General features: G+C 67.8%; 26 protein-coding genes and 1 tRNA gene. 19 read left to right on the forward strand and 8 right to left on the reverse strand.

Annotated features, from left to right (window positions below):
- On the forward strand, positions 1 to 534 hold the full coding sequence (locus tag BLO63_RS15890) for a hypothetical protein (RefSeq protein WP_091442483.1): 534 nt from the start codon (positions 1 to 3) through the stop codon (positions 532 to 534).
- 102 nt (positions 535 to 636) lie between these two features.
- Positions 637 to 1866 (forward strand): argininosuccinate synthase, encoded by a 1230-nt coding sequence (locus BLO63_RS15895; protein ID WP_091442485.1) that lies wholly within the window; start codon positions 637 to 639, stop codon positions 1864 to 1866.
- A gap of 184 nt (positions 1867 to 2050) precedes the next feature.
- Here BLO63_RS15895 and BLO63_RS15900 read toward each other — a convergent pair whose 3' ends face one another.
- The gene (locus tag BLO63_RS15900) at positions 2051 to 2806 is read right to left on the reverse strand and encodes an SDR family NAD(P)-dependent oxidoreductase (protein WP_091442487.1); all 756 of its coding nucleotides are present in this window, start codon (positions 2804 to 2806) and stop codon (positions 2051 to 2053) included.
- A gap of 133 nt (positions 2807 to 2939) precedes the next feature.
- Between BLO63_RS15900 and BLO63_RS15905 the strand changes: the two genes are divergently transcribed.
- Positions 2940 to 3827 carry an AraC family transcriptional regulator gene (locus BLO63_RS15905; RefSeq protein WP_091442490.1) on the forward strand — a complete coding sequence of 296 codons (888 nt, stop codon included), beginning with the start codon at positions 2940 to 2942 and terminating at the stop codon, positions 3825 to 3827.
- Positions 3828 to 3838: 11 nt separating this feature from the next.
- On the opposite strand, the gene BLO63_RS15910 is transcribed toward BLO63_RS15905, so the two are convergent.
- Complete coding sequence (locus BLO63_RS15910) at positions 3839 to 4336, reverse strand: pyridoxamine 5'-phosphate oxidase family protein (RefSeq protein ID WP_091442491.1); 498 nt, start codon at positions 4334 to 4336, stop codon at positions 3839 to 3841.
- A gap of 152 nt (positions 4337 to 4488) precedes the next feature.
- Here BLO63_RS15910 and BLO63_RS15915 point away from each other — a divergent pair, with 152 nt between their 5' ends.
- The gene (locus BLO63_RS15915; RefSeq protein ID WP_091442494.1) at positions 4489 to 5616 is read left to right on the forward strand and encodes a site-2 protease family protein; all 1128 of its coding nucleotides are present in this window, start codon (positions 4489 to 4491) and stop codon (positions 5614 to 5616) included.
- An 18-nt stretch (positions 5617 to 5634) separates the two neighbouring features.
- Here the strand turns inward: BLO63_RS15915 and BLO63_RS15920 are convergent, their stop codons facing one another.
- On the reverse strand, positions 5635 to 5931 hold the full coding sequence (locus BLO63_RS15920; protein WP_091442496.1) for a hypothetical protein: 297 nt from the start codon (positions 5929 to 5931) through the stop codon (positions 5635 to 5637).
- Positions 5932 to 6163: 232 nt separating this feature from the next.
- Between BLO63_RS15920 and BLO63_RS15925 the strand changes: the two genes are divergently transcribed.
- The 3 genes from BLO63_RS15925 to BLO63_RS15935 all read left to right on the forward strand — a co-directional run bounded on the left by BLO63_RS15925 (position 6164) and on the right by BLO63_RS15935 (position 9069).
- Complete coding sequence (locus tag BLO63_RS15925) at positions 6164 to 6397, forward strand: hypothetical protein (RefSeq protein ID WP_091442498.1); 234 nt, start codon at positions 6164 to 6166, stop codon at positions 6395 to 6397.
- Between the two features lie 165 nt (positions 6398 to 6562).
- Positions 6563 to 8392: a translational GTPase TypA gene (typA, locus tag BLO63_RS15930; protein ID WP_091442501.1), complete on the forward strand. Its 1830-nt coding sequence runs from the start codon at positions 6563 to 6565 to the stop codon at positions 8390 to 8392.
- A gap of 167 nt (positions 8393 to 8559) precedes the next feature.
- A complete protein-coding gene (locus tag BLO63_RS15935; protein ID WP_162841822.1) occupies positions 8560 to 9069 on the forward strand; it encodes a GNAT family N-acetyltransferase in 510 nt (169 codons plus the stop codon).
- Positions 9070 to 9117: 48 nt separating this feature from the next.
- Here BLO63_RS15935 and BLO63_RS15940 read toward each other — a convergent pair whose 3' ends face one another.
- Both BLO63_RS15940 and BLO63_RS15945 read right to left on the reverse strand, forming a co-directional pair.
- Positions 9118 to 9444, reverse strand: a complete 327-nt coding sequence (locus BLO63_RS15940) for a DUF167 family protein (RefSeq protein WP_205409346.1) — start codon at positions 9442 to 9444, stop codon at positions 9118 to 9120.
- Between the two features lie 17 nt (positions 9445 to 9461).
- Positions 9462 to 9746, reverse strand: a complete 285-nt coding sequence (locus tag BLO63_RS15945; RefSeq protein ID WP_091442507.1) for a YggT family protein — start codon at positions 9744 to 9746, stop codon at positions 9462 to 9464.
- Positions 9747 to 9982: 236 nt separating this feature from the next.
- Here BLO63_RS15945 and BLO63_RS15950 point away from each other — a divergent pair.
- Positions 9983 to 10058 (forward strand) — tRNA-Ala (locus tag BLO63_RS15950).
- 197 nt (positions 10059 to 10255) lie between these two features.
- Here BLO63_RS15950 and BLO63_RS15955 read toward each other — a convergent pair.
- Positions 10256 to 12523, reverse strand: a complete 2268-nt coding sequence (locus BLO63_RS15955) for a class I SAM-dependent methyltransferase (RefSeq protein WP_091442509.1) — start codon at positions 12521 to 12523, stop codon at positions 10256 to 10258.
- Between the two features lie 282 nt (positions 12524 to 12805).
- Between BLO63_RS15955 and BLO63_RS15960 the strand changes: the two genes are divergently transcribed.
- The 5 genes from BLO63_RS15960 to BLO63_RS15980 all read left to right on the forward strand — a co-directional run bounded on the left by BLO63_RS15960 (position 12806) and on the right by BLO63_RS15980 (position 17335).
- On the forward strand, positions 12806 to 14092 hold the full coding sequence (locus tag BLO63_RS15960) for a hypothetical protein (protein ID WP_091442511.1): 1287 nt from the start codon (positions 12806 to 12808) through the stop codon (positions 14090 to 14092).
- A 4-nt stretch (positions 14093 to 14096) separates the two neighbouring features.
- Positions 14097 to 14912, forward strand: a complete 816-nt coding sequence (locus BLO63_RS15965; RefSeq protein WP_091442514.1) for a COG3904 family protein — start codon at positions 14097 to 14099, stop codon at positions 14910 to 14912.
- Between the two features lie 349 nt (positions 14913 to 15261).
- Complete coding sequence (locus tag BLO63_RS15970) at positions 15262 to 15882, forward strand: LemA family protein (RefSeq protein ID WP_091442517.1); 621 nt, start codon at positions 15262 to 15264, stop codon at positions 15880 to 15882.
- 2 nt (positions 15883 to 15884) lie between these two features.
- Positions 15885 to 16715, forward strand: a complete 831-nt coding sequence (locus BLO63_RS15975; protein ID WP_091442519.1) for a TPM domain-containing protein — start codon at positions 15885 to 15887, stop codon at positions 16713 to 16715.
- Positions 16715 to 17335 carry a TPM domain-containing protein gene (locus BLO63_RS15980; RefSeq protein ID WP_091442522.1) on the forward strand — a complete coding sequence of 207 codons (621 nt, stop codon included), beginning with the start codon at positions 16715 to 16717 and terminating at the stop codon, positions 17333 to 17335. Before BLO63_RS15975 ends, BLO63_RS15980 begins: the two co-directional genes overlap by 1 nt.
- Before the next feature lie 54 nt (positions 17336 to 17389).
- On the opposite strand, the gene BLO63_RS15985 is transcribed toward BLO63_RS15980, so the two are convergent.
- Positions 17390 to 18442: a YihY/virulence factor BrkB family protein gene (locus BLO63_RS15985; protein ID WP_244517903.1), complete on the reverse strand. Its 1053-nt coding sequence runs from the start codon at positions 18440 to 18442 to the stop codon at positions 17390 to 17392.
- A gap of 167 nt (positions 18443 to 18609) precedes the next feature.
- A complete protein-coding gene (locus tag BLO63_RS15990; protein WP_091442527.1) occupies positions 18610 to 19932 on the reverse strand; it encodes a UDP-glucose dehydrogenase family protein in 1323 nt (440 codons plus the stop codon).
- 428 nt (positions 19933 to 20360) lie between these two features.
- Between BLO63_RS15990 and BLO63_RS15995 the strand changes: the two genes are divergently transcribed.
- The 6 genes from BLO63_RS15995 to BLO63_RS16020 all read left to right on the forward strand — a co-directional run bounded on the left by BLO63_RS15995 (position 20361) and on the right by BLO63_RS16020 (position 26487).
- Positions 20361 to 21431 (forward strand): ABC transporter substrate-binding protein, encoded by a 1071-nt coding sequence (locus BLO63_RS15995; protein ID WP_244517904.1) that lies wholly within the window; start codon positions 20361 to 20363, stop codon positions 21429 to 21431.
- Positions 21432 to 21495: 64 nt separating this feature from the next.
- Positions 21496 to 22644: a YncE family protein gene (locus BLO63_RS16000; RefSeq protein ID WP_091442531.1), complete on the forward strand. Its 1149-nt coding sequence runs from the start codon at positions 21496 to 21498 to the stop codon at positions 22642 to 22644.
- 22 nt (positions 22645 to 22666) lie between these two features.
- Entirely contained in the window at positions 22667 to 23935 is a 1269-nt protein-coding gene (locus BLO63_RS16005) for an isochorismate synthase (RefSeq protein WP_244517905.1), read from the forward strand.
- Positions 23932 to 25557 carry a (2,3-dihydroxybenzoyl)adenylate synthase gene (locus tag BLO63_RS16010; RefSeq protein WP_091442537.1) on the forward strand — a complete coding sequence of 542 codons (1626 nt, stop codon included), beginning with the start codon at positions 23932 to 23934 and terminating at the stop codon, positions 25555 to 25557. The genes BLO63_RS16005 and BLO63_RS16010 overlap by 4 nt, the downstream gene beginning before the upstream one ends.
- A 1-nt stretch (position 25558) precedes the next feature.
- Positions 25559 to 26200, forward strand: coding sequence for an isochorismatase family protein (locus tag BLO63_RS16015; RefSeq protein ID WP_091442540.1), 642 nt, complete (start codon positions 25559 to 25561; stop codon positions 26198 to 26200).
- On the forward strand, positions 26200 to 26487 hold the full coding sequence (locus tag BLO63_RS16020; RefSeq protein WP_091442543.1) for a phosphopantetheine-binding protein: 288 nt from the start codon (positions 26200 to 26202) through the stop codon (positions 26485 to 26487). Before BLO63_RS16015 ends, BLO63_RS16020 begins: the two co-directional genes overlap by 1 nt.
- Positions 26488 to 26489: the final 2 nt, after the last annotated feature.

Raw genomic sequence — 26489 nt, forward strand, 5'->3', positions numbered from 1 at the left:
ATGGACAATCTGCTACGCCTGCTGCTGCGTTTCATCCTCGTGCCGCTCGGCATGATCTGCGGCTTCATCGCCTCCTTCCTGGTGATCCTGTTCGGCTATTGGCGGGTCGGCGACCTTCTCGCCGGCAATGTCGATGTCGAGGCGATCGCGCTCTATGACGCGCTGGCGGCGGCGAGCTACCTGTTGATGATGGTGGTGCTGGCCATGTGGGCGGTGGCGCTGATCGGCATCCTGTTCGCCGAAGCCTTCGCCGTGCGCTCCTGGATGTTCCATGTGGCGAACGGCGCCGTATCGGCCTGGCTCGCCGCCTCGGTCTTCGCGCCTTATGCGCAGGTGCCGGTGCCCTTCGACGGCGATCTCTACGTGATCGCGGCCGGCTTTGCCGGCGGGCTCGCCTATTGGCTGGTGGCCGGGTGGAATGCCGGCTTCTGGAAGCCGCTGCGGGCCGAGCTGGTGGCACGGCCGCTGCCGCCCGCCCAGCCGGTGCCCGCCCAGCCGGTGCCCGCACAGCCGGCGCCGCCCCCGGCCCCCTAGCCATCGTGCAGAGCTTGCACCGGCGCGCGCCATGCCTATAGTCCGCGCGCCCTTTCGGGCTCGGCCTCTTTCCTGCGCAACATGACTTTTTCGGAATCTGACATGGCGAACGATGTGAAGAAGGTGGTGCTCGCCTATTCCGGCGGTCTCGACACCTCGGTGATCCTCAAATGGCTGCAGACCACCTATGGCTGCGAGGTGGTGACCTTCACCGCCGATCTCGGCCAGGGCGAGGAGCTGGAGCCGGCGCGCAAGAAGGCCGAGCTGCTCGGCATCAAGCCGGAAAACATCTTCATCGAGGATGTGCGCGAGGAGTTCGTTTCCGAATACGTCTTCCCGATGTTCCGCGCCAATGCGCTGTATGAGGGGCTGTACCTGCTCGGCACCTCCATCGCCCGGCCGCTGATCTCCAAGAAGCAGATCGAGATCGCCCGTAAGGTCGGCGCCGACGCCGTGGCGCATGGCGCCACCGGCAAGGGCAACGACCAGGTGCGCTTCGAGCTCGCCTATTACGCGCTGGAGCCGGAGATCAAGGTGATCGCGCCCTGGCGCGAATGGGACCTGACCTCGCGCACCCGCCTGCTGGAATTCGCCGAGACCCACCAGATTCCGATCGCCAAGGACAAGCGCGGCGAGGCGCCGTTCTCGGTCGATGCCAATTTGCTGCACTCCTCCTCGGAAGGAAAAGTGCTGGAAGACCCGGCCGATGAAGCGCCGGAATATGTCTACCAGCGTACCATCTCGCCCGAGGCGGCGCCCGACAAGGCGACCTACATCACGGTGGGCTTCGAGAAGGGCGACGCCATCTCCATCGACGGGGAGAAGCTCTCGCCCGCCACGCTGCTGACCCGTCTGAACGAACTCGGCAAGGCCAACGGCATCGGCCGGCTCGACCTCGTCGAGAACCGCTTTGTCGGCATGAAGTCGCGCGGCGTCTACGAGACCCCCGGCGGCACGATCCTGCTGCAGGCGCATCGCGGCATCGAGAGCATCACGCTCGACCGTGGCGCGGCGCATCTGAAGGACGACATCATGCCCCGCTATGCGGAGCTGATCTATTACGGCTTCTGGTTCTCGCCCGAGCGCGAGATGCTGCAGGCGCTGATCGACAAGAGCCAGGAATTCGTCAGCGGCGAGGTCCGGCTCAAGCTCTACAAGGGCAATGTCGAGGTGGTCGGCCGCTCCTCGCCCTATTCGCTCTACAATCAGGACCTCGTGACCTTCGAGGAAGGCGCGGTGGCCTATGACCACCGTGACGCCGCCGGCTTTATCAAGCTGAACGCGCTGCGCCTGCGCACCCTGGCCAATCGCGACCGCAAGGTCCGTGGCTGAGGCAACAGACGGGCGGGAGGGTTTGCGCGCGCTTAACCCGCAAGCTCTGCCCGCCTTCCTGTGCAACCTTCCTCATCCCCGGGCTTGACCCGGGGATCCAGACTTTCCAGTGCGCCCAGCCACTGGGTGCCCGGGTCAAGCCCGGGCATGAGGGGGGCGAGTTTCCCCAGCACTCCGCTTTTCCTCAGATCGCCTGGCCGCCCGACACCTCGATGCGCTGGGCGTTGATCCAGCGATTGTCCGGCGACAGCAGGCTCGCCACCATCGGGCCGATATCATCCGGCACGCCGACGCGGCCCAGCGCGGTGATGCCGGCGAGGTGCTTGTTGATCTCGGGATTGTCGCGCACCGCGCCGCCGCCGAAATCGGTCTCGATCGCCCCCGGCGCCACCGTGTTGACGGCGATGCCGCGCGCGCCGAATTCCTTGGCCATGTAGTGGGTGAGTACCTCCACCGCGCCCTTCATCGCCGCATAGGCGGCGTAGCCGGGATAGGCGAAGCGGGTGAGACCGGAGGAGAAATTGACGATGCGCCCGCCGTCGGCGATCAGAGGCAGCAGCGCCTGGGTGAGGAAGAACACACCCTTCACATGCACGTCGACCAGCCGGTCGAACTGCGCCTCGGTGGTCTCGGCGATCGAGGCATAGTCGCCATGGCCGGCATTGTTGACGAGATGGTCGACATGCGTCCGGCCCCACACGTCGGACAGGGTGGCCCGCAGCGTGTCGGCGAAGGCGGGGAAGGCGGCGATTTTACCGGTGTCGAGTTGCAGCGCCACCGCCTTGCGGCCCAGCGCCTCGATCTCGGCCAGGACGGCCTGCGCGTCCTCCGCGCGGCTGTGATAGGTCAGAACGACGTCGCCGCCGCGACGAGCGACGCTGAGCGCGGTGTTGCGGCCAAGGCCACGGCTGCCGCCGGTGATGAGGGTAATGGTGGTCATGATCGGTCTCCTGTCAGTGGGGTGAGCCAGATATGACGCCTCCCACCCGCCTTCGGTTGCCGGATAGCCGCGAGTTCTTGCCTGATCCTCCGAAGGTGCTTTCCTTCCCACGTGAGCGGGGTAGGATGCCAGCATGACAACACTGCTCGACATCATGGACCGGCACGGCCGGCGGCACGCCGACGCGAACGGGATCGCCGCAACCCCGATTCCGGGGCTCATGTTCTTTCGTGTCGCCACACCGTCGGGCGTCACCCACGCCATTGCCCGGCCGCTGGTCTGCCTGGTGGTGCAGGGCGCCAAGCAGGTGACGATGGGCACGCGGGATTTTCAGCTCGGCTCCGGCGACTCGCTGCTCATCACCGCCGATGTGCCGATCGTCAGCCAGATCACGAAGGCAAGCCACGCTGCGCCCTATGTCTCGCTGGTGCTGGAGCTGGACCTCGCGGTGGTGGCCGAACTCGTGCGCGAGATGGGGCCGGCGCTGGCGGGCGATGCCGATCCGGTGCGGGTCGACCCGACGGATGGCGAGGTCGCGGCCGCGGGGCTGCGGCTGCTGCAATTGCTCGATCGTCCGGCGGCGCTGCCGTTGCTGCAGGCGCCGCTGATCCGGGAACTGCACTACTGGCTGCTGGCCGGCCGCCATGGTGCCGCGATACGCCGGCTCGGCTGGCCCGACGGCCATGCCCAGCGCATCGGCCGCGCCGTGGCGTTGCTGCGCGCCGAGTTCACCAAGCCTCTGCCGGTCAGCCGGTTGGCGGAGGCCGCAGGGATGAGCCCGTCCAGCTTCCACCAGCATTTTCGCAGCGCGACGTCGCTCTCGCCGCTGCAGTTCCAGAAGCAGCTGCGGTTGATCGAGGCGCGGCGGCTGATGGCGGCGGAAGGCGCTTCCGCCAGCACCGCTGCCTTTGCCGTCGGCTATGAGAGCGTGCCGCAGTTCACCCGCGAATATGGAAGGCTGTTTGGCATCCCGCCGGTGCGGGACGCCAAGTCCGCTCGCGAAAAAGCGCGCGCGGCCTGAGCGTCAGGCGCTCAGTCCAGCGGCACCTTGCGGTTGTCACCGAGATCGGTGGTCGACCCGGTGAGGCGGGCGGACATCATCTTGAACAGCACGCCGATGGAGCTCGATGGGCCGTCCCAATATTCGGCCTGCTCGGGCAGGAAGCGCAGGACGCAGATATTCGGGTCGGTCTTGCCCTCCGGCCAGAACGCCTTGTTCATGTCGCTCCACAGCTCGTCGATCTTGGCACGGTCGTTCGAGACTTCCGCCTGGCCGGAGACAGAGAGGTAGTTGTTGTCGCCCGGCTTGGCGAAGGTGAGCGCGGCCTGCGGGTCGCGGTCCAGCTCGTCGTCCTTGTGGCCGCGGCGGTCGGAGAGAAACCAGATGCAGCCTTCCTCGCGGGACGGATGGGCATCCATCGGGCGGGCGCGCAGGGTCTCGCCCTCGCGGGTGACGAGCATGCAAATCCGCATGTCCTCCATCATCTCCCACACGCGGTCGATGGCCTCGGCAGTGGTCTTGTCGTCCATGTGAATGCCTCCTCGGGTTCGAGGGGAGAACCCGGAGGCGCAGCGGTGGTTCCGTCCCGGGCCGGCCGATGACCCGGCGCCAGGCGTGCTGTCGCGCTGTCATGCGGCGTCGGTGCCGTTATGGTAGGAAGCGGCACCTCAAGGAGAATCTCATGCCCTGGTCGCTCACCGTCGGATATGTCTACGGCACCGCGGTCCGCATCCACGTGACCTTCCTGCTGTTCCTCGCCTGGATCTGGGTTGCCTATTACCAGCGCGGGGGGGCGGGCGCGGCGTGGGAGGGCGTGGCCTTTGTGGCGCTGCTTTTCCTCTGCGTGCTGCTGCACGAATTCGGCCACATCTTCGCGGCGCGGCGCTATGGCGTGAAGACGCCGGAGGTCACGCTCTGGCCGTTCGGCGGCATCGCCCGGCTGGAGCGCATCCCGGAGAAGCCATCGGAGGAACTGGTCGTCGCACTGGCCGGGCCGGCGGTCAATGTCGTCATCGCGGCCGTGCTGCTGGTGTTCCTGGGCGGCAATGTCGGGGTGGAGCACATCGAGGCGATCGAGAACCCGCAGGTGAGCCTGCTGGCCAAGCTGGCAGCGGCGAACATCTTCCTCGTGGTGTTCAACCTCATTCCCGCCTTCCCCATGGATGGCGGCCGGGTTCTGCGGGCGCTGCTGGCGATGAAGATGAGCCACGCCCAGGCGACGCAGATGGCGGCGTCGATCGGCCAGGGCCTCGCCATCGGTCTCGGCGTGCTCGGTATTTTCGGCAACCCGATGCTGATCATCATCGCCGTCTTCGTCTTTCTTGCCGCCTCCGGCGAGGCCGGGCAGGTGCAGATGAAGCAGGCGGCGCAGGGGCTGCTGGTCGAGGACGCGATGATCACTCAGTTCGAGACCCTGGGGCCGACGGCGAGCGTGGGCGACGCGGCTGAGGCGCTGATCCGCACCACGCAGAAGGATTTCCCCATCGTCGACGGCGCCGAGCATCTACGCGGCGTGCTGACCCGCGACGCGATGATCGCGGCGCTGCAGGCGCAGGGGCCGGGCGCCTCGGTGCTCGAGGCGATGCAGGCGGATGTGCCGACCGTGGGCACCCGCACGCCGCTGGACCGGGCACTGGTGCTGATCACCCAGCGCGGCGCGCCTGTCGTCGGGGTGGTGGATGCGGGCGGCCGGCTGGTCGGCCTGCTTTCGCCGGAGAATGTCGGCGAGATGATGATGCTGCGCGCCGCCCAGCCCGAGGCCCGCTTCGGACCATGGGCCAAGCGGCAGGCGCCCACGCGCCCGGCCTGACGGGCGGCGGGCGTTCGCTCAGTTGCCTTCCTTCACGCCGGTGACGGCGGTGAAGGAAGGTGGGTCGCTGGCGGGGAAGCTCTCCTCCAGCGCCTCGTCGATCTCGGCCTCGGTGGGGGCGGCGTCGCCGGCCTTGGCGCCAGGCGGGGGAATGACCTGCGTCCCGCCCGGCACGCCGCCATCGGAGGGCGGCACATCGCCGGTGATGCCGCCCAGCGCCGGCGGATCGCTGGCGGGGAAGCTCTCCTCGACGCTCTCGTCGATCTCCCTTTCGGTATAGTCGGGATTCTGCGGCTTGCCGTTGTTCGGAACCATGACCCACTCCTTGCGTGTCGACCCTTCTGAAGTGGGCGGTATGGCGGGCGCTTCAAGGGCGGGGGCGAGCGCCACCGTTTCAGTGTTTTCAACGGGTGGCGGGCGTTATGCCTCACGGGCAGAGGCGTGGGAACCTTCCGCCCGGCGGCGCGTTATCACAAATGTCGCGCCTCGTTCCAGCGCGCGCGGGCGCGGCGGCTTGTCGATCCCTGGCGCGCCGAGGAGAAGGTTCATGACCCCCGATCACGAGCCCGTCCGGCTGCAATACTGGCCGCCTTCGCACACTATCGACGCCCCCGACCCCTGGCCGGAGGCCTATGAGTTCGGCACGGTGGACGATGCGGTTGCCTTCGCCATGACCCAGTCGCCGGCCAATCGCGAGGTGGCGTGGCTGCGCACGGCCGAGGGGGAGATCCTGAAGCCGGCCCAGATCCGCCGCCTGTGGGAGCTGCGCCGCGACCATTAGGCGTCTTCGCGGGGCGGCTGTCGTGGCGTGCCAGAGTGGCTTTTTCGCGCCTTTGCCGGCCGCTTCCGGCTTCCGACGTTGATCTTGCGGGCGTTGTGAGTATAGTGCGCCGCAAAATTCATGCGGGTCCGAAACCGTTTCGGGCCCGCTTTTTGGTGTTTTCATATGAAGCTGCGCAACATCGCCATCATCGCCCACGTCGACCACGGCAAGACCACGCTGGTGGACGAACTGCTGAAGCAGTCCGGCTCCTATCGTGAGAACCAGCGCGTCGCCGAGCGTGTGATGGATTCGAACGATCTCGAAAAGGAGCGCGGCATCACCATCCTCGCCAAGGCCACCTCGGTGGTCTGGAAGGATACCCGGATCAACATCGTCGACACCCCCGGCCATGCCGATTTCGGCGGCGAGGTGGAGCGCATCCTCAACATGGTGGACGGCGCCATCGTGCTGGTCGACGCCGCCGAGGGCCCGATGCCGCAGACCAAGTTCGTGGTCGGCAAGGCGCTGAAGGTGGGGCTGCGTCCGATCGTGGCGATCAACAAGGTCGACCGCCAGGACGCCCGCTCGCAGGAAGTCATCAACGAGGTGTTCGACCTGTTCGCGGCGCTGGACGCCAGCGACGAGCAGCTCGACTTCCCGATCCTCTACGGGTCCGGCCGCAATGGCTGGATGGCCGCGAGCGCCGAAGGCCCGCAGGACCAGGGCATGGCGCCGCTGTTTGACCTGGTGCTCAAGCACGTTCCCGAGCCCACCGTCGATGACGGCCCCTTCACCATGATCGGCACCCTGCTGGAAGCCAACCCCTTCCTCGGCCGCATGATCACCGGGCGCATCACCTCCGGTTCGATCAAGCCGAACCAGTCGATCAAGGTTCTGGCGCAGGACGGCTCGCTGGTCGAGCAGGGCCGCGTCTCCAAGATCCTCGCCTTCCGTGGTATCGAGCGCCAGCCGATCGAGGAAGGCGTGCAGGGCGACATCATCGCCATTGCCGGCCTCTCCAAGGGCACGGTGGCCGACACCTTCTGCGCGCTTGAGGTTACCGAGCCGCTGAAGGCGCAGCCGATCGACCCGCCGACCGTCACCATGTCCTTCATCGTCAACGATTCGCCGCTGGCCGGCACCGAAGGCGACAAGGTGACAAGCCGCGTCATCCGCGACCGCCTGCTGCGCGAGGCGGAAGGCAATGTGGCGCTGAAGATCGAGGAATCCTCCGACAAGGATTCGTTCTTCGTCTCCGGCCGCGGCGAACTCCAGCTCTCCGTGCTGATCGAGACCATGCGTCGCGAGGGCTTCGAGATCGCCGTCTCGCGTCCGCGCGTGGTGTTCTCCAAGGACGAGGCCACCGGCGAGATCCTTGAGCCGGTCGAGGAAGTGCTGATCGACGTCGACGAGGAATATTCCGGCGTCGTCGTCCAGAAGATGTCCGAGCGCCGGGCCGAAATGGTGGAGATGAAGCCCTCGGGCGGCAGCCGCCAGCGCCTGGTGTTCTACGCGCCCACCCGTGGCCTCATCGGCTATCAGGGCGAGCTGATGACCGATACGCGCGGCACCGCCATCATGAACCGGCTGTTCCACGCCTATCAGCCGCATCGCGGCGAGATCCCCGGCCGCCGCAACGGCGTGCTGATCTCCAACGAGGCCGGCGAAGCGGTGGCCTATGCGCTGTGGAACCTCGAAGATCGCGGCCCGATGATGATCGAGCCCGGCTGGAAGGTCTATCAGGGCATGATCGTGGGCGAGCACAACCGCGAGAACGACCTGGAAGTGAACGTTCTCAAGGGCAAGAAGCTCACCAACATCCGCACCACCTCGAAGGACGAGGCCGTGCGCCTCACCCCGCCGATCCGCATGACGCTGGAGCGCTCGCTGGCCTGGATCCAGGACGACGAGCTGGTCGAGGTGACGCCGAAGTCGATCCGCATCCGCAAGCGCTTCCTCGACCCGAACGAGCGCAAGCGCGAGGAGCGCCGCAAGGAGACCGAGGGCGTCTGACGCCTTCACCTTCCAATTCGATACAGGAAAAGGCCTGTCCGCATGCGCGGGCAGGCCTTTGTTGTTGGCAAGAGAGCGTGGCGTTCGCGCCACGCCCCGGTGGAACGTTGGCGCCGTGGGTGCGGAAAGCCCTTGATCCCGCCGGGCGCATTTGCTCCCATCGGGCCATGAGCACGCTTCTCGTCGAGACACGCCGGGCTCGGCCGGCCGATGCAGGCGACATTGCCGATATCCATGATTCGGCATGGCGTTTCGCCTATCGCGGCCTCATTCCCGGCGCCGAGCTGGAAAAGATGATCCTGCGGCGCGGTCCCGCCTGGTGGCAGACCGCGCTCAAGCGCGGCTCGCGCGTCATGGTGCTGACCTTCGGCGATGCGGTGGCCGGCTATGCCAATGTCGGGCGCAACCGCGCGCGCGGCCTGCCCTTCGAGGGCGAGATCTACGAGCTTTACCTCCGGCCGGAATATCAGGGGCTGGGCTTCGGCCGCCGTCTGTTCGAGGATGCCCGCAAGGAACTTGCCAGTGCCGGCTTTGACGGGCTGGCGGTATGGGCGCTGGCGGCCAATGAGCCGGCGCTGGGCTTCTATCGCGCCATGGGCGGGCTCGGCGTTGCCCGTTCCACCGAAACCTTCGGTGGCCGCGCGCTGGAGAAGCTGGCTTTCGGCTGGAACGCCTGAGGCCTGACGCCGAACCACACACTACCGGCGGCCCTCTCCTGCCGTGGCCTAGGTGGGGGCGGCCTCGCTTCCGCCAGTGAGGCCCGCCAGCCGGGCGGCAATCTCCTGCGCATCTCCGTTGAGGCGGAAGCTCTTGGTTCGCCCGGTTGCCCCCGACAGCAGCTCGACGCGCGAGGGGGCGATGCCGGCGGCCTTGGCCAGCAGCTTTGCCAGTGCGGTATTGGCCTTGCCATCCTCGGCGGCGACGCTGACCCGCGCCTTCAGGGCGCGGCGCCCGTCGCCCAGGGCGACGATGCCGTCAATGGCGTCGCGCCCGCCCCGCGGGGTGGCGCGTACCGTCACCGTCACGCCATCGGCCGTGAGCGTCCACGGCAGGGCGGCAAGCGCGGCGCTCACGAGCCGGCGACGAGCTCGAACACCAGATTGCGGATGAAGTAGAGAAGTATGATGAGGATCACCGGCGAGACGTCGATACCGCCGAGATTGGGCAGCACGCGCCGCAGTGGCGCCAGCACCGGCTCCGTCACCCGCCAGAGGAATTCGCCGACGCTGCGCACGATGGGGTTGTGCGCGTTGACCACATTGAACACCACCAGCCAGGACAGGATGGCCGAGGCAATGAGAATCCAGACATAGAGCGTGATCAGCGTGTCGAACAGCCAGAGAATCGAATACATCGGCAGCCTCGAAGCAGGGGCGGGGGCACGGCGCGGACACTCTCGATCGCGATGGAAACCGTCTGCCGGTCCGGTTTTGCGATCGGACCGGATCGGCCGCCAAAGCGCCGTCCGCCACGATGCTTAATGCTGCCGCTGCATTGCGGCAACCCTGATTCACAGGGTCGTGCGGCAACCGGGCCCAGCCGCCTTGACAGCGCAGGGGCGGCGAACGTACAAGGCGCGGCCTGAGGCTTGGGGCCGTAGCTCAGTTGGGAGAGCGCTGCAATCGCACTGCAGAGGTCAGGGGTTCAAATCCCCTCGGCTCCACCATCCCTCCAGGCCTTCCTGTCGACGTCCGGCGCTTTACGACACCCCCCCTTAAACGGGTGCTCGGCGCTGAGATTTCACCTTTCGGACGGCGGCTGACGGCTGCACCGCGCTTCAAGGCGCGGGGGCGGCGAGACAGGTGCGCCACGCCTTGAAGAACGAGCGTGCCCGAGGCGGGCGCCTCATCCCCGCCCGTGCCTTCACGCCTGTCTGGCCAGGCGCCGCTGCCGGCGCCGCGCCCGCCGGCGCCGGTTCCAGGCGCGCAACCGCTCCAGTCGCGGTTTCCCCAGGATGACCCCCAGAACGTAGTTGCGCATGTCCTTGAGAGGGCGGGGACGCGGCAGGTCGACGGGCGGCGGGGGAGGCGGGACGCCACGCGTGCGGTCCATCTCCTTCAGGTGTCGGTCGGCGAGATCGAGGTCGCCACCCAGACTCAGCACGGCATGGCGCCAATGATCGATCGGCAGATTCATCGGATTGCGGTGGAGCAGCTCCGCCTTGATGAAGGGCATGCCTTTCAGCAGCAGTCGTTCCCACAGCAGGTGGGAGATATTCCCGGTTGGCCAGTTCTCAGTCGCGCAATGCGGAAATATCGTCTCCAGACCGAACGCAGTAGTCCGGCGAAAGGTCGCGTTCCTGTCGATCAACCCCGCGAACTGAAGTTCGCAGCTGTCGATCACCTCCAGCTTGCTCATCGCCGCAGGCATGCCCGCCCAGAAGCTCCGGATTCGCCAATCGTTCAGCGCACCACCGCGCATCTGGAAAAAATAGCTCTGGGCATGGGGAAGCGGAGAGATGCTTTCGGTCAGGGCGATCAACTCGGACCGATCCCGGCTCATCTGGCCCATCAGATCGTCAAAGCCGGCCTCATTGACCAGGACGACGCTGTCATTGGCAAATATGATGCGTTCGGCGTTCCAGATGTCCGGCAGCGCGCCAAGTTGCGCCGCCCATATACCGAAATCATAGCTGTCATTCATCCGGTAGGCGATGGTCCGGGCGTCCTCCAGCCCGGCGACGGCAAGCTGCTCAACCTCTGACTGCACGGCCAGGCAGACATGCGTGTCGATGCCATTTCGCGCGAGGGCCTGGCAAAGCGCCAGCAGGGCGGGACTGGGCAAGCCATCGGGTGCGTAGCCGCAGAGCAGCGCCACGGCCCGGCCGCTCAGGCTGGCCGTCGGGGCACGCACGAAATGGGGCCTCACCTCCGATGCCGGAGGAGGCGTTTCCGCTCGCTCCAGCTCGTCCAGAAGCGCCTCGGCGAGCGGGAGAAAATGGGCCGGCTCCTGCGCGAACTGGGCGAATATCTCGATTTCGCGCTGCATGATGGCGATGGAGGCGCGAACCACAGCCGCGAGCAGGCGTGGATTGCCACCCAGCATCGAAGCGGTGCGCGCATAGAACAGGAGGCCGCATCCCAGCCAGGACGGAAACTCGTCGTTGCCGGGCTCCGCCGTTGTCATGAATCGCTGCTCGATCGCCTCGGGCGCGAGAAAATCGACGCCATAGGTGGACCGTGCCAGAGGCACCCATCGGTCCAGGGCGGCCGACGCGCGCTCAAGCTCGCCGCGATTCACCGCGTCCTTGACCAGGCGGTAAAAGGCGCCGTTCGCGACATGGGGATTGGAGTGGCGGCTGAGGGCCTCGAGATAGTCGTAATAGGCCTCCCACTGGGTGAAGCCGGACGAAATCTCGGGCAGGGGAGCATGGGAGGCCCAGGCAAAAAGGCGCGTGCCGCTGTTCGCGACCTGAACGTGCTCGAAGCCCTGATTGTGCAGCAGGGTGCGCAAGGCCTGTTCGCGGGTCACGAAATAGTGGAACCCGGGCGAGAGGATGGCGATCACTTCCGGGTAGGACCCTCCCGGGAGCACGGCGTCCGCGCAGGGGGTGGTCAAGACCAGGATGCCGTTATCGCTCAGCGCTTGGGAAATCTCGGCGATAAAGGCGGCCGGGTCGGGCACATGCTCCAGCACCTCGCTGGAATAGACCACGTCAAAGGTCTGGCCGGCGATCTCGGGCGTGTCGGCGTAGTAGGAATGGTAGATCGTGGTGCCGAGCGTCTCGCGGCCGATCTTGCCATAAAGACTCGTTTCCAGCCCGACTGCGCGGCCATGGCCGGATTGTTCCCAGAAATGCCCGACAAAACCGAAGCCGCAGCCGATATCCAGCAGCCGGCCGGCCCTTCCGGTGGAAATGGCCAGTAGAGGTTCCAGCATGGCGGTTATCCCAGCGCCGGACTGGACATAGTTCAACCAGTATTTCTCTTCGAATCCCGGGAAATCATAGCCGATGACGGGGTTTTCCGAGGTGTAGTAGAGCGTTTGGCAATGAGTGCACTCCGACATCTCCAGCGGCGCGCGGAGGTAGCGGATGTTTTCGACGCGCAGACGCGCGGTCGCACCGCGCTGTTTGCACATCGGGCAGACGCTCGGAAGCTCCCGGTGGTCGTCGAAGAAACGTAAATCCATACCAACTCATGCCTTTACCGGGTGATCCGGCTTCTTTCACAGGTCGCTTGCGGCCACGGCTCCGGGCCAGGTCGTCCAGGGTGCGTGCGATTTGAACGTCCATTGGTATCGTGTGGTTCGAATTATTCGTCGTCCGCTCATCGCAGCCGGGCAGGCACCAGGCTTTTCGCGTGCACGGATAACGGAGCTGTGACGCAGGGCGGAAACCTGCTTTATCTTGCGTCACATTGCCGGCGCAAAGTACGGCAACATCAAGACAGTTTTCCCATGAGGTTGACCTGAATGGCTTCGGCTCTGCGCGAAGGCGTGTCCGGGCTCGACACGACCATGCGCCTCACGCTTGCCGTGCTGGCGCTGGCGTCGGGCGTCTATACCTATCTCGGCGTCCGCGAACTGCTCGACGGCTCGCCTGTCATGACGGTCTTTGCCGCGATCATCTATTCGAGCGCGGTCTCGATCGCGATCTACGCCTTTTGGTCGTTCCTCCTGCGCTTCCTGCCGCATGTGCGGGACATGGCGAGCCGGCTGTGGCTGACGGCCGCCATGCTGCTCGGCTCGCTGATGATCATCGCCATGTCGTCCTGGCTGAACGCGGCCGCGCTGGCAGGGGCGGCGGCCATCGAGCAGCACCTCGCCGTGACGGTGCAGAACTACACCCGCGACCTCGACACGGCGCATAACCGGGCGCTGGGGGCGCAGAGCCTCCTGCCCGACATTCAGCTGGCCTCGACCCGTTTCGCCCGCCTGGCCGAGGCGGAACGCGGCGGCGCCCTGACCGGCACCGGCGGGTCTGGCACGGTGGTTCAATTGCTCAGCCAGATGTCGAGCCAGCTCGACGATCTCGCCCGGCAGGTCGCGGCGAGCGGCGAGCGGGCGCGCGCGTTGTATGAGGAAGGCAGTGCGCAGATCGCCCGCATGCGCGCCTTCGTGTCCGGTCAGGGCGACATCAAGGCCCGCTCGGATGCCTTCGGCGCCCAGGCGCTGGCGCTGATCGGCACCATTGCCTCGCTGGAGCAGACGTCCATGGCGCCGGCGGTGCGGCGGGCGGCCGACGACCTCGTCACCGGCTTCATCGCCCCCGCCGCCGATGGCCGCACGGCGGACCTCGCGGGGCGCCAGAGCACCGTCGTCGGCAGCGTCGAGAAGGCGGTGCAGGCGCAGGCGAGCGCCCTTTCGCAGGCCGCCGACAAGATCATCGGCACCGGATCGGTCGAGCCGGCGCGCTTCCAGCCGCTCTCCACCGCCGAAGCGGTGGTGCGCTATGCCAGCGATTTCCTGCCGAGCTGGGCCGGGGCCATCTCGATCGACCTGCTTCCGGCGGTCCTGGTGCTCATCCTGTGCGTGGTACACGCCGCGATTCGGCGCGAGGAGCAGCCGGCCGAGGCCGACACGATGTCGGCTGCCCAGCTCATCACCGCGCTGCGCCTGGCCCGTCAGGTCGGCGAGGAACGGCGGACAGTCGAGGAGCCCGACACGTTCGAGGTGGCGATGGCGGAAGCGGAGGGCGCGGCAGTTCCGCCTGCGGCAACCGTCACGACCCTGCCCGCCGGCCGGATCAAGAAGGACTGAGCCGTTGGACACCACCGTCTCGGGCCCAAACTCTCCCGCGCCGCGGCGCGCCCTGTGGCGCCGCGCGCTCGGGGACCGTCCGGACGAGACGCTGCTAAGGCTGTTCTTCCGCGCCCTTGTCGGGCTGACAGTGCTGGTGGTGGTGTGGGATTTCCACGAGCGCGGGCAGGCGCCAGCCTCTCTGCCGAACGCCGACCCCACCGCCCCGGCGCAGGCGCCGGCGGTGCCCTATCTGCCCTCCGCGCGCCCCGACAAGGCGGCGCCGGGCGAGGACCGCCCCGGCCGCCAGCCCGATTCCGAGCTGCGGCAGGCGATGACGATCGAATTGCTGGCCGATGGCCGGCTGGAGGCGCGGGGAACCATCACCCCCGGCACGGCCGAGCGGTTCAAGGCCGAGCTTGAGAAGCGCGGCAGCTATGTGAAAGCGGTGGTGCTGAGTTCGCCGGGCGGTTCAGTTGCCGATGCGCTGTCCATGGGCCGGCTGATCCGTGCGCGAGGGCTGAACACGCGCGTCGAGGCGAAAGCGCTCTGCGCCTCGTCCTGCCCGCTCATTCTGGCGGCCGGTGTCAAACGCACGGCGGAGCCGGGGGCGGCCATCGGCGTGCATCAGGTCTTCGCCGCGCCTCAGCCGGGCGGGCCGCACCTCGATGGCGCCGAGGGCATGGCGCAGGCGCAGCGCGTATCCGCCGAGGCGCAGCGCCATCTGGTCAGCATGGGGGTCGATCCCCGAGTCTGGATCAGCGCGATGGAGACCCCGCCGCAGGAGATGTTCTATTTCACGCCAGAGGAACTGCGCGAGTTCAAGCTGGCGACGCCCTAGGCTTTTTCAGACGGCGTCGCAAATCGGCGAAAAAAGCGCCGCGGCGCCGACATTTTTGCACTTCATCAATGGCTTGCCTGCATGGATGTCCCCCATCCCAAAGCGGGCTGGCGCGCCTATATCAAGCGCCTCTCTGACTGGACGTGCCGCCATGAGCGCTCTCGGCTTTCTCCCCATCCCCCTCGTCTCGGCCCTGCTGCTGATCGGCTTTGCCGTGTCCATGATGATCGCCTTCAACGTGCTGGGCGAGCACGGCAGCGGCAAGTCCTGATTGGAGTGATGAACTCGGCAGCGCTCCGCTCTATAATCAGTGCGTCGCCAAGCGGCCGTGCTGCTGAAAGGGCCCGTCATGCCGAATCTCTCCCGTCTGTCCGGGCTCTCGCGTCGCCTGCTCGCGCCGCTGCTTCTGGTGGTCCTTGCCACCGGCCTCGCCGGCTGCGGGGTGAACAACATCCCCACCAATGAGGAGAAGGCCAAGGCGGCGTGGAGCGACGTGCTGAACCAGTATCAGCGCCGCGCCGAGCTGATCCCCAACCTCGTCGAGACCGTGAAGGGCTATGCCCAACACGAGAGTGAGGTGCTGACCCAGGTGACGCAGGCGCGGGCGCAGGCCACCTCGATCAAGGTCGATGCCTCCACCATCACCGATCCCGAACAGTTCCGGCAGTTCCAGCAGGCGCAATCGCAGCTTTCCAGCGCGTTGGGGCGGCTGATCGCCGTTTCCGAGGCCTATCCCGACCTCAAGGCCAACCAGAACTTCCTGGCGCTGCAGGCGCAGATCGAGGGCACGGAAAACCGCATCGCCGTGGCGCGGCGCGACTATATCGAGGCGGTGCGCGTCTATAACACCGAGCTGCGCACCTTCCCCGGCGTCCTCTGGGCCAACACGCTCTATCGCAGCAGCAGGCCGATGGAGACCTTCACCATCGCCGAGGAGCAGATGAAGGCGCCTCAGGTGAAGTTCAACTGACCGTGCGGGCACTGGCTCCCTTGGGACCCCTCGCGCGCGTTTTCGCGCTGCTGCTGGCGGGGCTGGTTGCCCTCGCCGGTCTTTCGCTCGGCATTGGCCCGGTGCGGGCGGAGATGACCTTTCCTGCCCTTTCCGGGCGGGTGGTGGACGGCGCGCAGGTGCTGAGCCCCGACGCCCGGGCGGCGCTGGAGGCCAGGCTGGCCGCGCAGGAAGCGCGCACCACCGACCAGTTCGTCGTCGCCACCGTGCCCTCGCTGCAGGGCACCTCGGTGGAGGACTATGCGAACCGGCTTTTCCGCTTCTGGAAGCTGGGGCAGGCGGACAAGGACAATGGCGTGCTGCTGCTGGTGGCGCCCAGTGAGCGGCGGGTGCGGATCGAGACCGGCTATGGGCTGGAGGGCGTGCTGCCCGATGCGGTGGCGAGCACCATCATCCAGACCGCCATTCTCCCCGAGTTCCGCGCAGGCAATTTCGCTGCCGGCATCGAGAAAGGCGCCGACGCGGTGATCGAGGTGCTCAATCTCGACCCCGAGGAGGCGCGGGAACGTGCGCGCCTTGCGGCCGAGCCGGCGATGAGCGGCGAGGATTGGGTGCACATCATCTTCGTCGTGCTGATGATCGCCTTCTGGGCCTTCGTGTTGTACCGGCAGGCGAAGTCCGGCCATCTGCGCACGCGCGGGCGGCGCGGCGCCGGGGCGCTCACTGGCGGCGCGGCCGGCTGGGACTGGTCGCGCCGGAGCGGTGGCGGATGGTCCGGCGGCGGCAGCGGCGGTGGCGGATTCTCGGGCGGCGGAGGTTCCTCCGGCGGCGGCGGGGCATCGGGAAGCTGGTGATGGGCGAGAGCTTGAGCGAACAGGAGCACGCCGATGTGGCCGCCGCCATCGCGCAGGCGGAGCGCGCGACGGCAGGCGAGATCCGCGTCGTGGTGCTGACGCGGCCGCTGGTGCGCCACCCCTTCTACGGGCTGATGTGGGCGGCGCTGCTGGCGCTGGTGCTGCCCTGGCCGCTCGCGCTCCTGACCGCGCTGGACACGCCGATGCTGCTTTCCCTGCAGGCCTGCGCCTTCATGATCGCCGGCGCGGTGCTGATCTTCACCCCGCTCGGGGCGCTCACCGTGCCGCGCTTTGCCCGCGAGGAAGCCGGCCGGACCGCCGCCATCGACCATTTCCTGAGCCTCGGCGTGCACCAGACCCGGGGCCGCACCGGGGTGCTGATCGTGGTGGCGCCGGCCGACCACCTGGTGGAAGTGGTCGCCGACGAGGCGATCCACGCCAAGGTGGGACACGAGGCCTGGGAGAGCGTATGTGCCGCCGTGCTGGCCGGCGCCCGGCAGGGGCGTCTCGGTGACGGGCTGGTGGCGGGCGTGGCGGTGGCCGGGAGTCTTCTCGCCCGGCATGTGCCACCCACGGCCGGCGATGCCAATGAACTGCCGGACCGCATGATCATCATCTGAACGAGCCGCCCGACCCGCTGTAGGGAAAGCTCTTGCCAGCGCGCGGCCGTGCGGTCAGCCCTGGGACGCGCCGATCGTATCGGCCATCCGCGCGCCCCGCAGGCCCATCGGCAGCGGAGCCCCGGTGGTGGTGTCGACAGCGGTCTGATGCTCGATCTCGGCGTTCAGCTCCGCGCCCAGCAGCAGCACCGACATCGACAGCCATATCCACACCATGAAGCCGATGACCGCGCCCAGCGAGCCATAGGTCTGCTCATAGGAGGCGTAGTGGCTCACATACCAGGAGAAACCGGCCGAGGTCGCGAGCCAGAGAAACGCGGCGACCGCGCTGCCCATGCTCACCCACTTCCATTGCGGCCGCTCGCGCGACGGGCCGAAGCGGTAGATGACGGTGATGAGGAACGCCACGACCACGGCCAGAGCCGGCCATCGGAGCAGCGAGATCAGCCGCTCGTTGCCGCTGGGCAGGTCGAGAGCGCTGAGCACGAGGGGCAGCACCACCACCGCAGCCAGAGCAACGACCGCGAAGAGCACGGCGGCGAGGGTGAAGCCCAGCGTCACCAAGGTGAAATGGAGGAAGGACCGCCGCTCCTCCTCCTCATAGACGATATTGAGCGCTTCGATCATCGCCTTGGTGGCTGCATTCGCGCTCCACAGCGCCGCTCCCAGGCTGAACAGAAACCGCCATCCAAGGCTGGATGTGTCGGTCTGCGTCAACCGCAGGATCTGGTCGCGCATCACCTCGATGGCCCCCGACGGCAGCAGCCAGGAGGCCGCCTCAAGCTGGCCCTGGATGGTTGCGGGGTCCAGGAACAGCCCGTAGAGCGAAATGATGGCGGCAAGGGCGGGGAAGGTGGCGAGGAGCGTGTAGAAAGTGACGCCGGCCGAAAGCCCGAGCACCCGATTGGCGAAGAAGGCCTTGCCGGTGCGAAGGACGATATCGCGCCAGCCCCGGTGCGGAATCTGCGTCGGGTTGGCGGCCGCGCGCCCGCGTGCCGGCTCCCGCCTCGCAGCGGCGGGATCGGTACTGCGAGCGGCGCCGTCAATAGACTGGCGGGTGGGGCGAAGCGCGGCGGTGGCGACGGTGCCGATAACCGCGCCGCTCAAGGCCGCTGCCCATATCCTGCGTCTTGCGCCTGTGCTCACGCCTGTCCCTCCCTCCCAATCCCGCCGCATTGCATGCGGTGGCTAGGCCCGTTCCTCGCCGTACCGGGTTGCTGATCGAGGGGGCAACGCGGCGGGCGGGGGCCTGTTCCCAGGGAGGCGCGCGCGATTCAGCCGGTCGACCGTTCGCCCCGCCCGATGCCGACATAGGTGAAGCCGCGGCGGATGAGGTCTTCGGGGGGGTAGATGTTGCGCAGGTCGACGACGATGGGGCTGCGCAGCTGCGCCTTCAGCCGGTCGAGGTCGAGGGCGCGGAAGGCGTCCCATTCGGTGACGATGACCAGGGCGTCGGCGCCCTCGGCGCATTCATAGGGGCCGGTGGCGTAATGGATGCCCTCGGGCAGCGCCTTGCGCGCCTCCGCCATGCCGACCGGGTCATAGGCGCGGATCTTCACCCCCCGGTCGACCAGCAGCTGCACGATGTTGATCGCCGGGCTGTCGCGCATGTCGTCGGTGTTGGGCTTGAAGGTGAGGCCGAGCACGGCGACGGTGGCCCCGCGCGCGGGCACGGCCAGCGCCTCCAGCACCCGGCGGCCCATCGCCGCCTTGCGGGTCTCGTTGACCGTGGTCACGGTCTCGACCAGGCGCAGCGGCGTGCCGGCCTCCTGGGCGGTGCGGGTCAGGGCCAGCGTGTCCTTGGGAAAGCAGGAGCCGCCATAGCCGGGGCCGGCATGCAGGAATTTCGACCCGATGCGGCGGTCGAGGCCGATGCCGCGCGCCACTTCCTGCACGTCGCCGCCGACCTTCTCGCACAGATCCGCCATCTCGTTGATGAAGGTGATCTTGACCGCGAGAAAGGCGTTGCTGGCATATTTGATCAGCTCGGCATTGGCCCGCTCGGTGAACAGCAGCGGCGCGGTGTTGAGCGACAGCGGCCGGTAGAGCGCCGCCATCACCTCGCGGGCGCGCGGGTCGGCGGTGCCGACGACGATGCGGTCGGGGCGCTTGAAATCCTCGATCGCGGCGCCCTCGCGCAGGAATTCCGGGTTGGAGACGACGGCGATATCGGCGTCCGGCGCTTCCTCGCGGATGATCGCTTCGAGATCGGCGCCGGTGCCGACCGGCACGGTCGACTTGGTGACGACGACGGTGAAGCCCCTGGCGGCGCGGGCGATCTCGCGGGCGGCGGCGTGGACATAGCTGAGGTCGGCATGGCCATCGCCGCGCCGCGAGGGGGTGCCGACGGCGATGAACACCACCTCCGCCTCGGCCACCGCCTCGGTGAGGTCGGTGGTGAAGCGCAGCCTTCCCCCGGCGACGTTGCGGGCGACCAGATCGTCCAGGCCGGGCTCGAAGATCGGCATGATGCCGGCCTTCAGCCGCTCGATCTTGGAGAGGTCGGTGTCGACGCAGGTGACGTCATGGCCGAAATCGGAAAAGCAGGTGCCGGAAACCAGGCCGACATAGCCCGTACCGATCATCGCGACGCGCATGGGTCCTCTCACTCCGGTTCGGCGGGGCTCCTGCCGCCCGTCAGGAGCCCGCAGCCCTTTCGCCAATGACGCTTTCACTTGGAGAGCATTGCGGCGGGTGGTTTCAGGGGAAAGAAGATTGCCAGTTTTCTGCGTCGGCTGGACGACACCGGACCGCGAGCTGGCCGCACCAGCCACGGCGTTGTGATGACGCGACGTCAAGACAAGGCGCCTTACGATAAGTAAAATATACTCTCTGATCTAATTTAGTCGAAATTAGACTAATTAAAAACAAGCAATTACAAATTGTTTAGTTGACATGCGCGGTGCTGCGGAGGGATTAGGCACGCATCAATAGCGTTGCCTGCTGGTATTTTCCGCTCATGTTTCACCGCAATCGCGCCAAGACTGCCGTCGCGCGCCGCCTCCAGGCGGGATGGCGGGCGGCGTTGGTTCTCGTCTTCCTGGCGCTTGCGGTTCCGGCGCAGGCGCAGATCGCGCTGAAGGACGTGACCGGGCGCGAGGTGACGCTGGCGGCGCCGGCAAAGCGGCTGCTGATCGATGACGGGCGGTTCCTCATCGCGCTGGCGCTGATTCATCGCGACCCAGTAAGCGTGCTGGCCGCCTGGCCGCGCGACATCAATCGGATCGGCACCCGCACCTATGAGGCCTACCGGGCAGCGTTCCCGGCCATTGATGCTCTCGCCAAGGTGGCGAGTTCGGCCGGTGCCGTCTCGATCGAGCAGGTGGTGGCGGCGCGGCCCGATCTTGCCGTGTTCTCGCTCGGCGGCCAGCCCTCGCCGGAGGCGCGCGCGCGCATCGAGGCGGCGGGCATTCCGGTGGTGGTGATCGACTTCTTCACCCATCCGCTGACGCATATGGAGCCGAGCCTGCTGCTGCTGGGCGCGGCCACCGGGGCTTCCGCCAAGGCGCAGGAATTCCTTGCCTTCCGCCGCAGCCATCTCGACGCGGTGCGCGACAGTCTCACCGGGCTGACCGAGAGTGAGCGTCCGCGCGTGTTTCTTGAACCGCATGCGGCGATGACGGCTGATTGCTGCAATTCGCCCGGCCGCGGCAATGTCGGCGACATCATCGAGGCGGTGGGCGGCGCCAATATCGGCGCGGCGGTGATCCCGCGCGCCTTCGGCAAGCTCAACCTCGAATATGTCATCGCCCAGGACCCGCAGGTCTATATCGCCACCGGCGGCAGCCACATGGAAGGCACTGCCGGGCTGCTGATCGGTCCGGAGTACAGTGCCGCAAAGGCGCGCGAGACGCTGGCGCGCGTCGTTGCCCGGCCGGGCTTCGCCGGCTTCGCGGCGGTGCGCGACCACCGCGTGCATGGGCTCTCGCACCAGATGCTCAACTCGCCGCTCGACCTGTTCACGGTGGAGATCCTCGCCAAGTGGATCCATCCCGAACGCTTCGGCGCGCTCGATGTCGAGCGCACGGTGGCGCAGGTCAATGAGCGTTTCCTCACTGTTCCGGTCGAGGGACCCAACTGGGTCAGCCTCGACTGACGGGGACGCCCGCCGGGGGCGGCCCTGTCGCGGATATCCCGCCATCACTCAACGGAGACACGTCATGCCGATCGACGCGACCTTTGCCCGGCCCCGACTGCGATCCCTTGTCCTCGCTACCGTCGCGCTGGTCGGCCTAGCCGGGGCGGCGCTGGCCGACCCCGAATTCGTCAAGACGGTGAAGCCCGGCGCGGGACTGTACGAACTGGTGTTCAGCGCGCCGATGAACCGTGTCTATGTCGCCGCCGCCGGCACCCGCGGGGCCACCGAGACCTTCATCTACGCGCTCGACCCGGCGACGCTGGAGACGAAGGAAACCATCGCGCTTGGCGACGATCCGGTGTTCGGCCTCGGCATCAACAACAAGACGAAGACGCTCTACGGCACCCAGACCCGCGACGGTTCGCTCGCGGTGGTCGATCTCGCCACCGGCAAGGTCGTGGCCAAGCTCGCCAAGGGGGAGAAGGCGCATGTGCGCGAGGTTGCCGTCGACGAGGCGGCCAATCGCGCCTATGTGACCGTCCTCGGCATGCGCGACACGCCGAGCGCGGTGTGGATCGTCGACGGCGCCAGGAAGGAGATCGTCGACAGCATCGACGACATCTCGGGCGGCATCGCCGGCATTTCGCTCGATGCCAAGAACAACCGTCTCTTCCTCTCGGCGCTCCAGGTCAATGAAGTGGTGGTGGTGGATCTTGCCACGAAGAAGGTGACGAACCGCTTCCCCTCGGGCGGCGAGGGCGCCATCAACCTTGTCTATGACGCCTCGGGCGACCAGGTATTCGTCGCCAATCAGGGCTCTGGCGAAGTGACGGTGCTCGATGCCAAGGACGGCAAGATCATCAAGGAAATACCGACGGGCGCGGGCACTCTCAGCCTTGCCATCGATCCGCAGCGCAGCCTGCTCTATGTCACCAACCGGCAGGCCGGCTTCACCTCGCTGGTCGACACCAAGACGCTGGAGCCGGTCGCCAATATCGTCACCGGCTCGATGCCGCAGACGGTTGCGGTCGATGTCGCCACCGGCAATGCCTATGTCTCCAACAAGATGAAGAGCGCCGGCCGTCCGCCGCGCCCGGCTACGCCGCCTGCGGGGGCCACCGCGGCTCCGGGTGCCCCGCCGGCCGCCGCGCCCGCCGGCGAGGCCCCCCGCCCGCGCCCGGTACCGATGGTCGATCCCTATGGCGACACCGTCACCCTGATCAAGCCCTGAGCGTCGCCGGAGCTTCGCCGTCATGACGGCTTCCCACGGAGCGATGCGCCGGCGCGCGGGCGCGGCGCGGACGGATGCGACCGAGGTGGCGCCGGCTGCCGGTTTCGGCGCCGCCGCCGCGCCGTCGGTCTCCCCGGCGTCCGACATGCCGTTCGTGCTCGTCGGCGCCGGCGAGACGCTGGTGGCGGGGGGCGCGCTCTCATCCGTCGCCGAGGGGCCGGAGCCTCTGGGCGCGCGGGTGCGCCAACTGCTGGCGGAGGGGGAGGGACCCGATCTCGTGGTCGGCGCGCTGCCTTTCGGCGCGCCGGCGCCGGCCCATCTCTACCGGCCGGCGAAGCTGTCGCGCCATCCCGGCCGCGGCGGCTTCGCGGCCGCCGTGCCATCGCCGCGCCGGGCTGAAAGCGTCCGGCCGGTGCGCTGGCAGGTGACGCCGGAGCCAACGCTTGCCGCCTATCAGGCCGCCGTCGCCGCAGCGCTGACGCGGATGTCGCAAGGCGGGGAGGGGTTGCGCAAGATCGTGCTCTCGCGCAGCCTGAAGATCATCGCCGACCGGCTGATCGACGCCACCGCGCTGCTGCGCGCCCTGGCGCAGGACGAGAGTGTCACCGCCTTCTGCGTGCCACTGCCGAGCACCGGCGCGCCACGCGCGCTGGTCGGAGCGACGCCGGAGCTGCTGGTGTCGAGGCGGGGCGCGCGCGTTACCTCGCACCCGCTCGCCGGCTCGTCCCGCCGGGCTCGCGAGGCCGGGGCCGACCACGCGGCGGCGCAGGCGCTTATCGGCTCCGAGAAGGACCGGCGCGAGCACCGGGAGGTGGTGGCGGCCATTCTCGACCAGTTGGCACCCCATTGCACCGATCTTGCCGTCCCAGGCGAGCCGGAACTGACCTCCACCGCCAGCATGTGGCATCTCGGCACCCCGATCACCGGTCGCCTGCGCGACGCCTCGCTTTCCGCGCTCGACCTCGCGCTGCTGCTGCACCCGACGCCCGCCGTCTGCGGCACGCCGAGGGGCGCGGCGGCGCGGGCCATCGCCGAGTTGGAAGGCTATGAGCGCGGCTTCTATGCCGGCGCGGTCGGCTGGTGCGAGGCGTCCGGCGATGGCGACTGGCATGTGGCGATCCGCTGCGCCGAGCTTTCGGGGCGCGAGGCACGGCTCTATGCCGGCGCCGGCATTGTCGCGGGTTCCGACCCGGCGGCGGAGGGCGAGGAGACGTCGGCCAAATTCGCCGCCCTGCTGACCGCGCTTGGCATCGACGAGAACGGCATTCCCGTGGCGGAGGATCGTGCATGAGGCCGCTGACACAGCTCTGGCCGGCGGCGCTCGCTGCCCGCTACCGGGACAAGGGTTATTGGCGCAGAGAGACCTTCACCTCCTTCCTGCGGGTCCGTGCCGCGCAGGTGCCCGATCGCCTGGCCGTCATCGGCGGCGATCAGCGCTGGAGCTTTGCCGAGCTGGAAGCGCGGGCCGAGGCGGTCGCGCGCGGCCTGCTGGCGCTGGGGCTGCAGCCCGGTGACCGGGTGGTGGTGCAGCTGCCCAATATTGTGGAATTTCTCTCCGTCGTGTTCGGCCTGTTCCGCGCCCGGATGGTCCCGGTCTATGCACTGCCGGCGCATCGCAGCGTCGAAATCGTTCATTTCGCCCGCACCGCCGAGGCGCGCGGCTACATCATCGCCGCCCGCCATGACGGATTCGACTATCGTGCGCTGGCACAGGAGGTGTGCCGCGAGGTGTCGGAGGTCGCTCATGTCGTGGTTGTGGGCGATGCCGGGCCGTTCACCGCGCTGGACGCGCTGCCCGATGGTGATGCGGCCACGCTGCCGGAGGATGCCGACCCCTCCGAGGTGGCCTTCTTGCAGATTTCCGGCGGCTCTACCGGGCTCTCCAAGCTGATCCCGCGCACCCATGACGACTATATCTATTCCTTCCGCGCCAGCGCCGAGATCTGCGGGCTCACCACCGACAGCGTTTATCTCGCCGCGCTGCCGGTGGCGCATAATTTCCCCATGAGTTCGCCCGGCGTGTTTGGTGCGCTCTATGCGGGATCGCGCGTGGTGCTGGCCCCCTCACCGAGCCCGGAAGCGGCCTTTCCGCTGATCGCCCGCGAGGGCGTGACCATCACCGGACTGGTGCCGCCGCTGGCGCTGCTCTGGCTGCAGGCGGCACCGACGACGCCGCACGACCTGTCATCGCTCGAGGTGCTGCAGGTGGGCGGGGCGAAATTCCTTGCCGAATCTGCCCGCCGTGTACGCCCCGTGCTCGGCTGCACGCTGCAGCAGGTGTTCGGCATGGCCGAGGGGCTGGTCAACTATACCCGCCTCGACGACCCGGAGGAGACCATCGTCACGACGCAGGGCCGGCCGATCAGCCCGGACGACGAGGTGCTGATCCTCGACGATGAGGGCCACCCTGTGCCGGAGGGCGAGGCCGGCAACCTGCTGACGCGCGGGCCATATACGATCCGCGCCTATCACAACAATGGCGGCGCCAATGCCCGCGCCTTCACGCCGGACGGCTTCTACCGCACCGGGGATGTGGTGAAGCGCCTGCCGGACGGCTCCCTCGTCGTGCAGGGCCGGGCGGGAGACCACATCAACCGCGCCGGCGAGAAGATCTCCGCCGAGGAGGTCGAGGACCATCTGCTCGGCCATCCGAATGTGTTCGACGCCGCCGTGGTGTCGCTGCCGGACGCGTTTCTCGGCGAGCGCGCTTGCGCGTTCATCATCGCGCAGGGGCAGAAACCGAAGGCGGCGGCGCTGAAGGCGTGGATGCGCACGCGCGGCCTCGCCGACTTCAAGGTGCCGGACCAGATCATGTTCGTCGATGGCTTCGAGACCACGGCGGTCGGCAAGGTGTCGCGCAAGGAGCTGCGCGCCAGCCTGCGCCGGCGCTTTCTCGCACAGGCGGAGGACTGACATGAGTGCGAAAGGCTTGCCGACGATCGCTCCCTACGCGCTGCCGCGCGCCGACGAACTGCCCAGTCCGCGCGCGCCGTGGAAGCTGCAGCGCGACCGCGCGGCTCTGCTGATCCACGACATGCAGAACTACTTCCTGCGCCCCTTCACGCCCGAGGCCGACCCGCTCGCCACCGTCGTCGGCCATATCGCCACCCTGGCGCAGGCGGCGCGCAAGGCCGGGGTGCCGGTGTTCTACACCGCGCAGGAGGGCGACCAGGACCGGCGCGACCGCGGCCTGCAGGCCGACCTCTGGGGGCCGGGCATGAGCGCCTCGCCCACGCACCAGCCGATCCTCGCCGCGCTCACCCCGCAGCCGGGCGATTTTACGCTGGTGAAGCACCGTTACAGCGCGTTCCAGCGCTCGAACCTGGAGACGCTGCTGCGCGCACGCGGGCGCGACCAGCTCATCATATCAGGCGTCTATGCCCATATCGGCTGCACGCTCACTGCCGCCGATGCCTTCATGCGCGATATCGAGCCGTTCATCGCGGCCGATGCGGTGGCGGATTTCTCCCGCGCCAAGCATGACCTCGCGCTGGCCTATGTCGCTGATGTGTGCGGCGTGCCGCTGACCACGGCGCAAATATTGGAGGTGCTGTGATGGCCATCGAGCCCGGCGATATCAGGCGCATCGTTACCCCTGCCGCTGCGCCGGTGACGCGCGAGACCATGCGCGCCGACATTGCGCGGATGCTGCATGAGGACCCCGAGGAGATCGGCAACGGCGACAGCCTGCTCGACCTCGGCCTCGATTCCATGCGGGCGATGAACCTTGTGCTGAAATGGAGCGAAGGCGGGCTGGCGCTCGACTTCGCCGAATTCGCCGAGAACCCGACGCTGGACGGCTGGTGGGCACTGGTCGAGGCCCGGCAGCGCGCGGGTGGCTGACC

This window comes from Ancylobacter rudongensis, from assembly GCF_900100155.1.
In the GTDB taxonomy this organism is placed as follows: Bacteria; Pseudomonadota; Alphaproteobacteria; order Rhizobiales; family Xanthobacteraceae; genus Ancylobacter; species Ancylobacter rudongensis.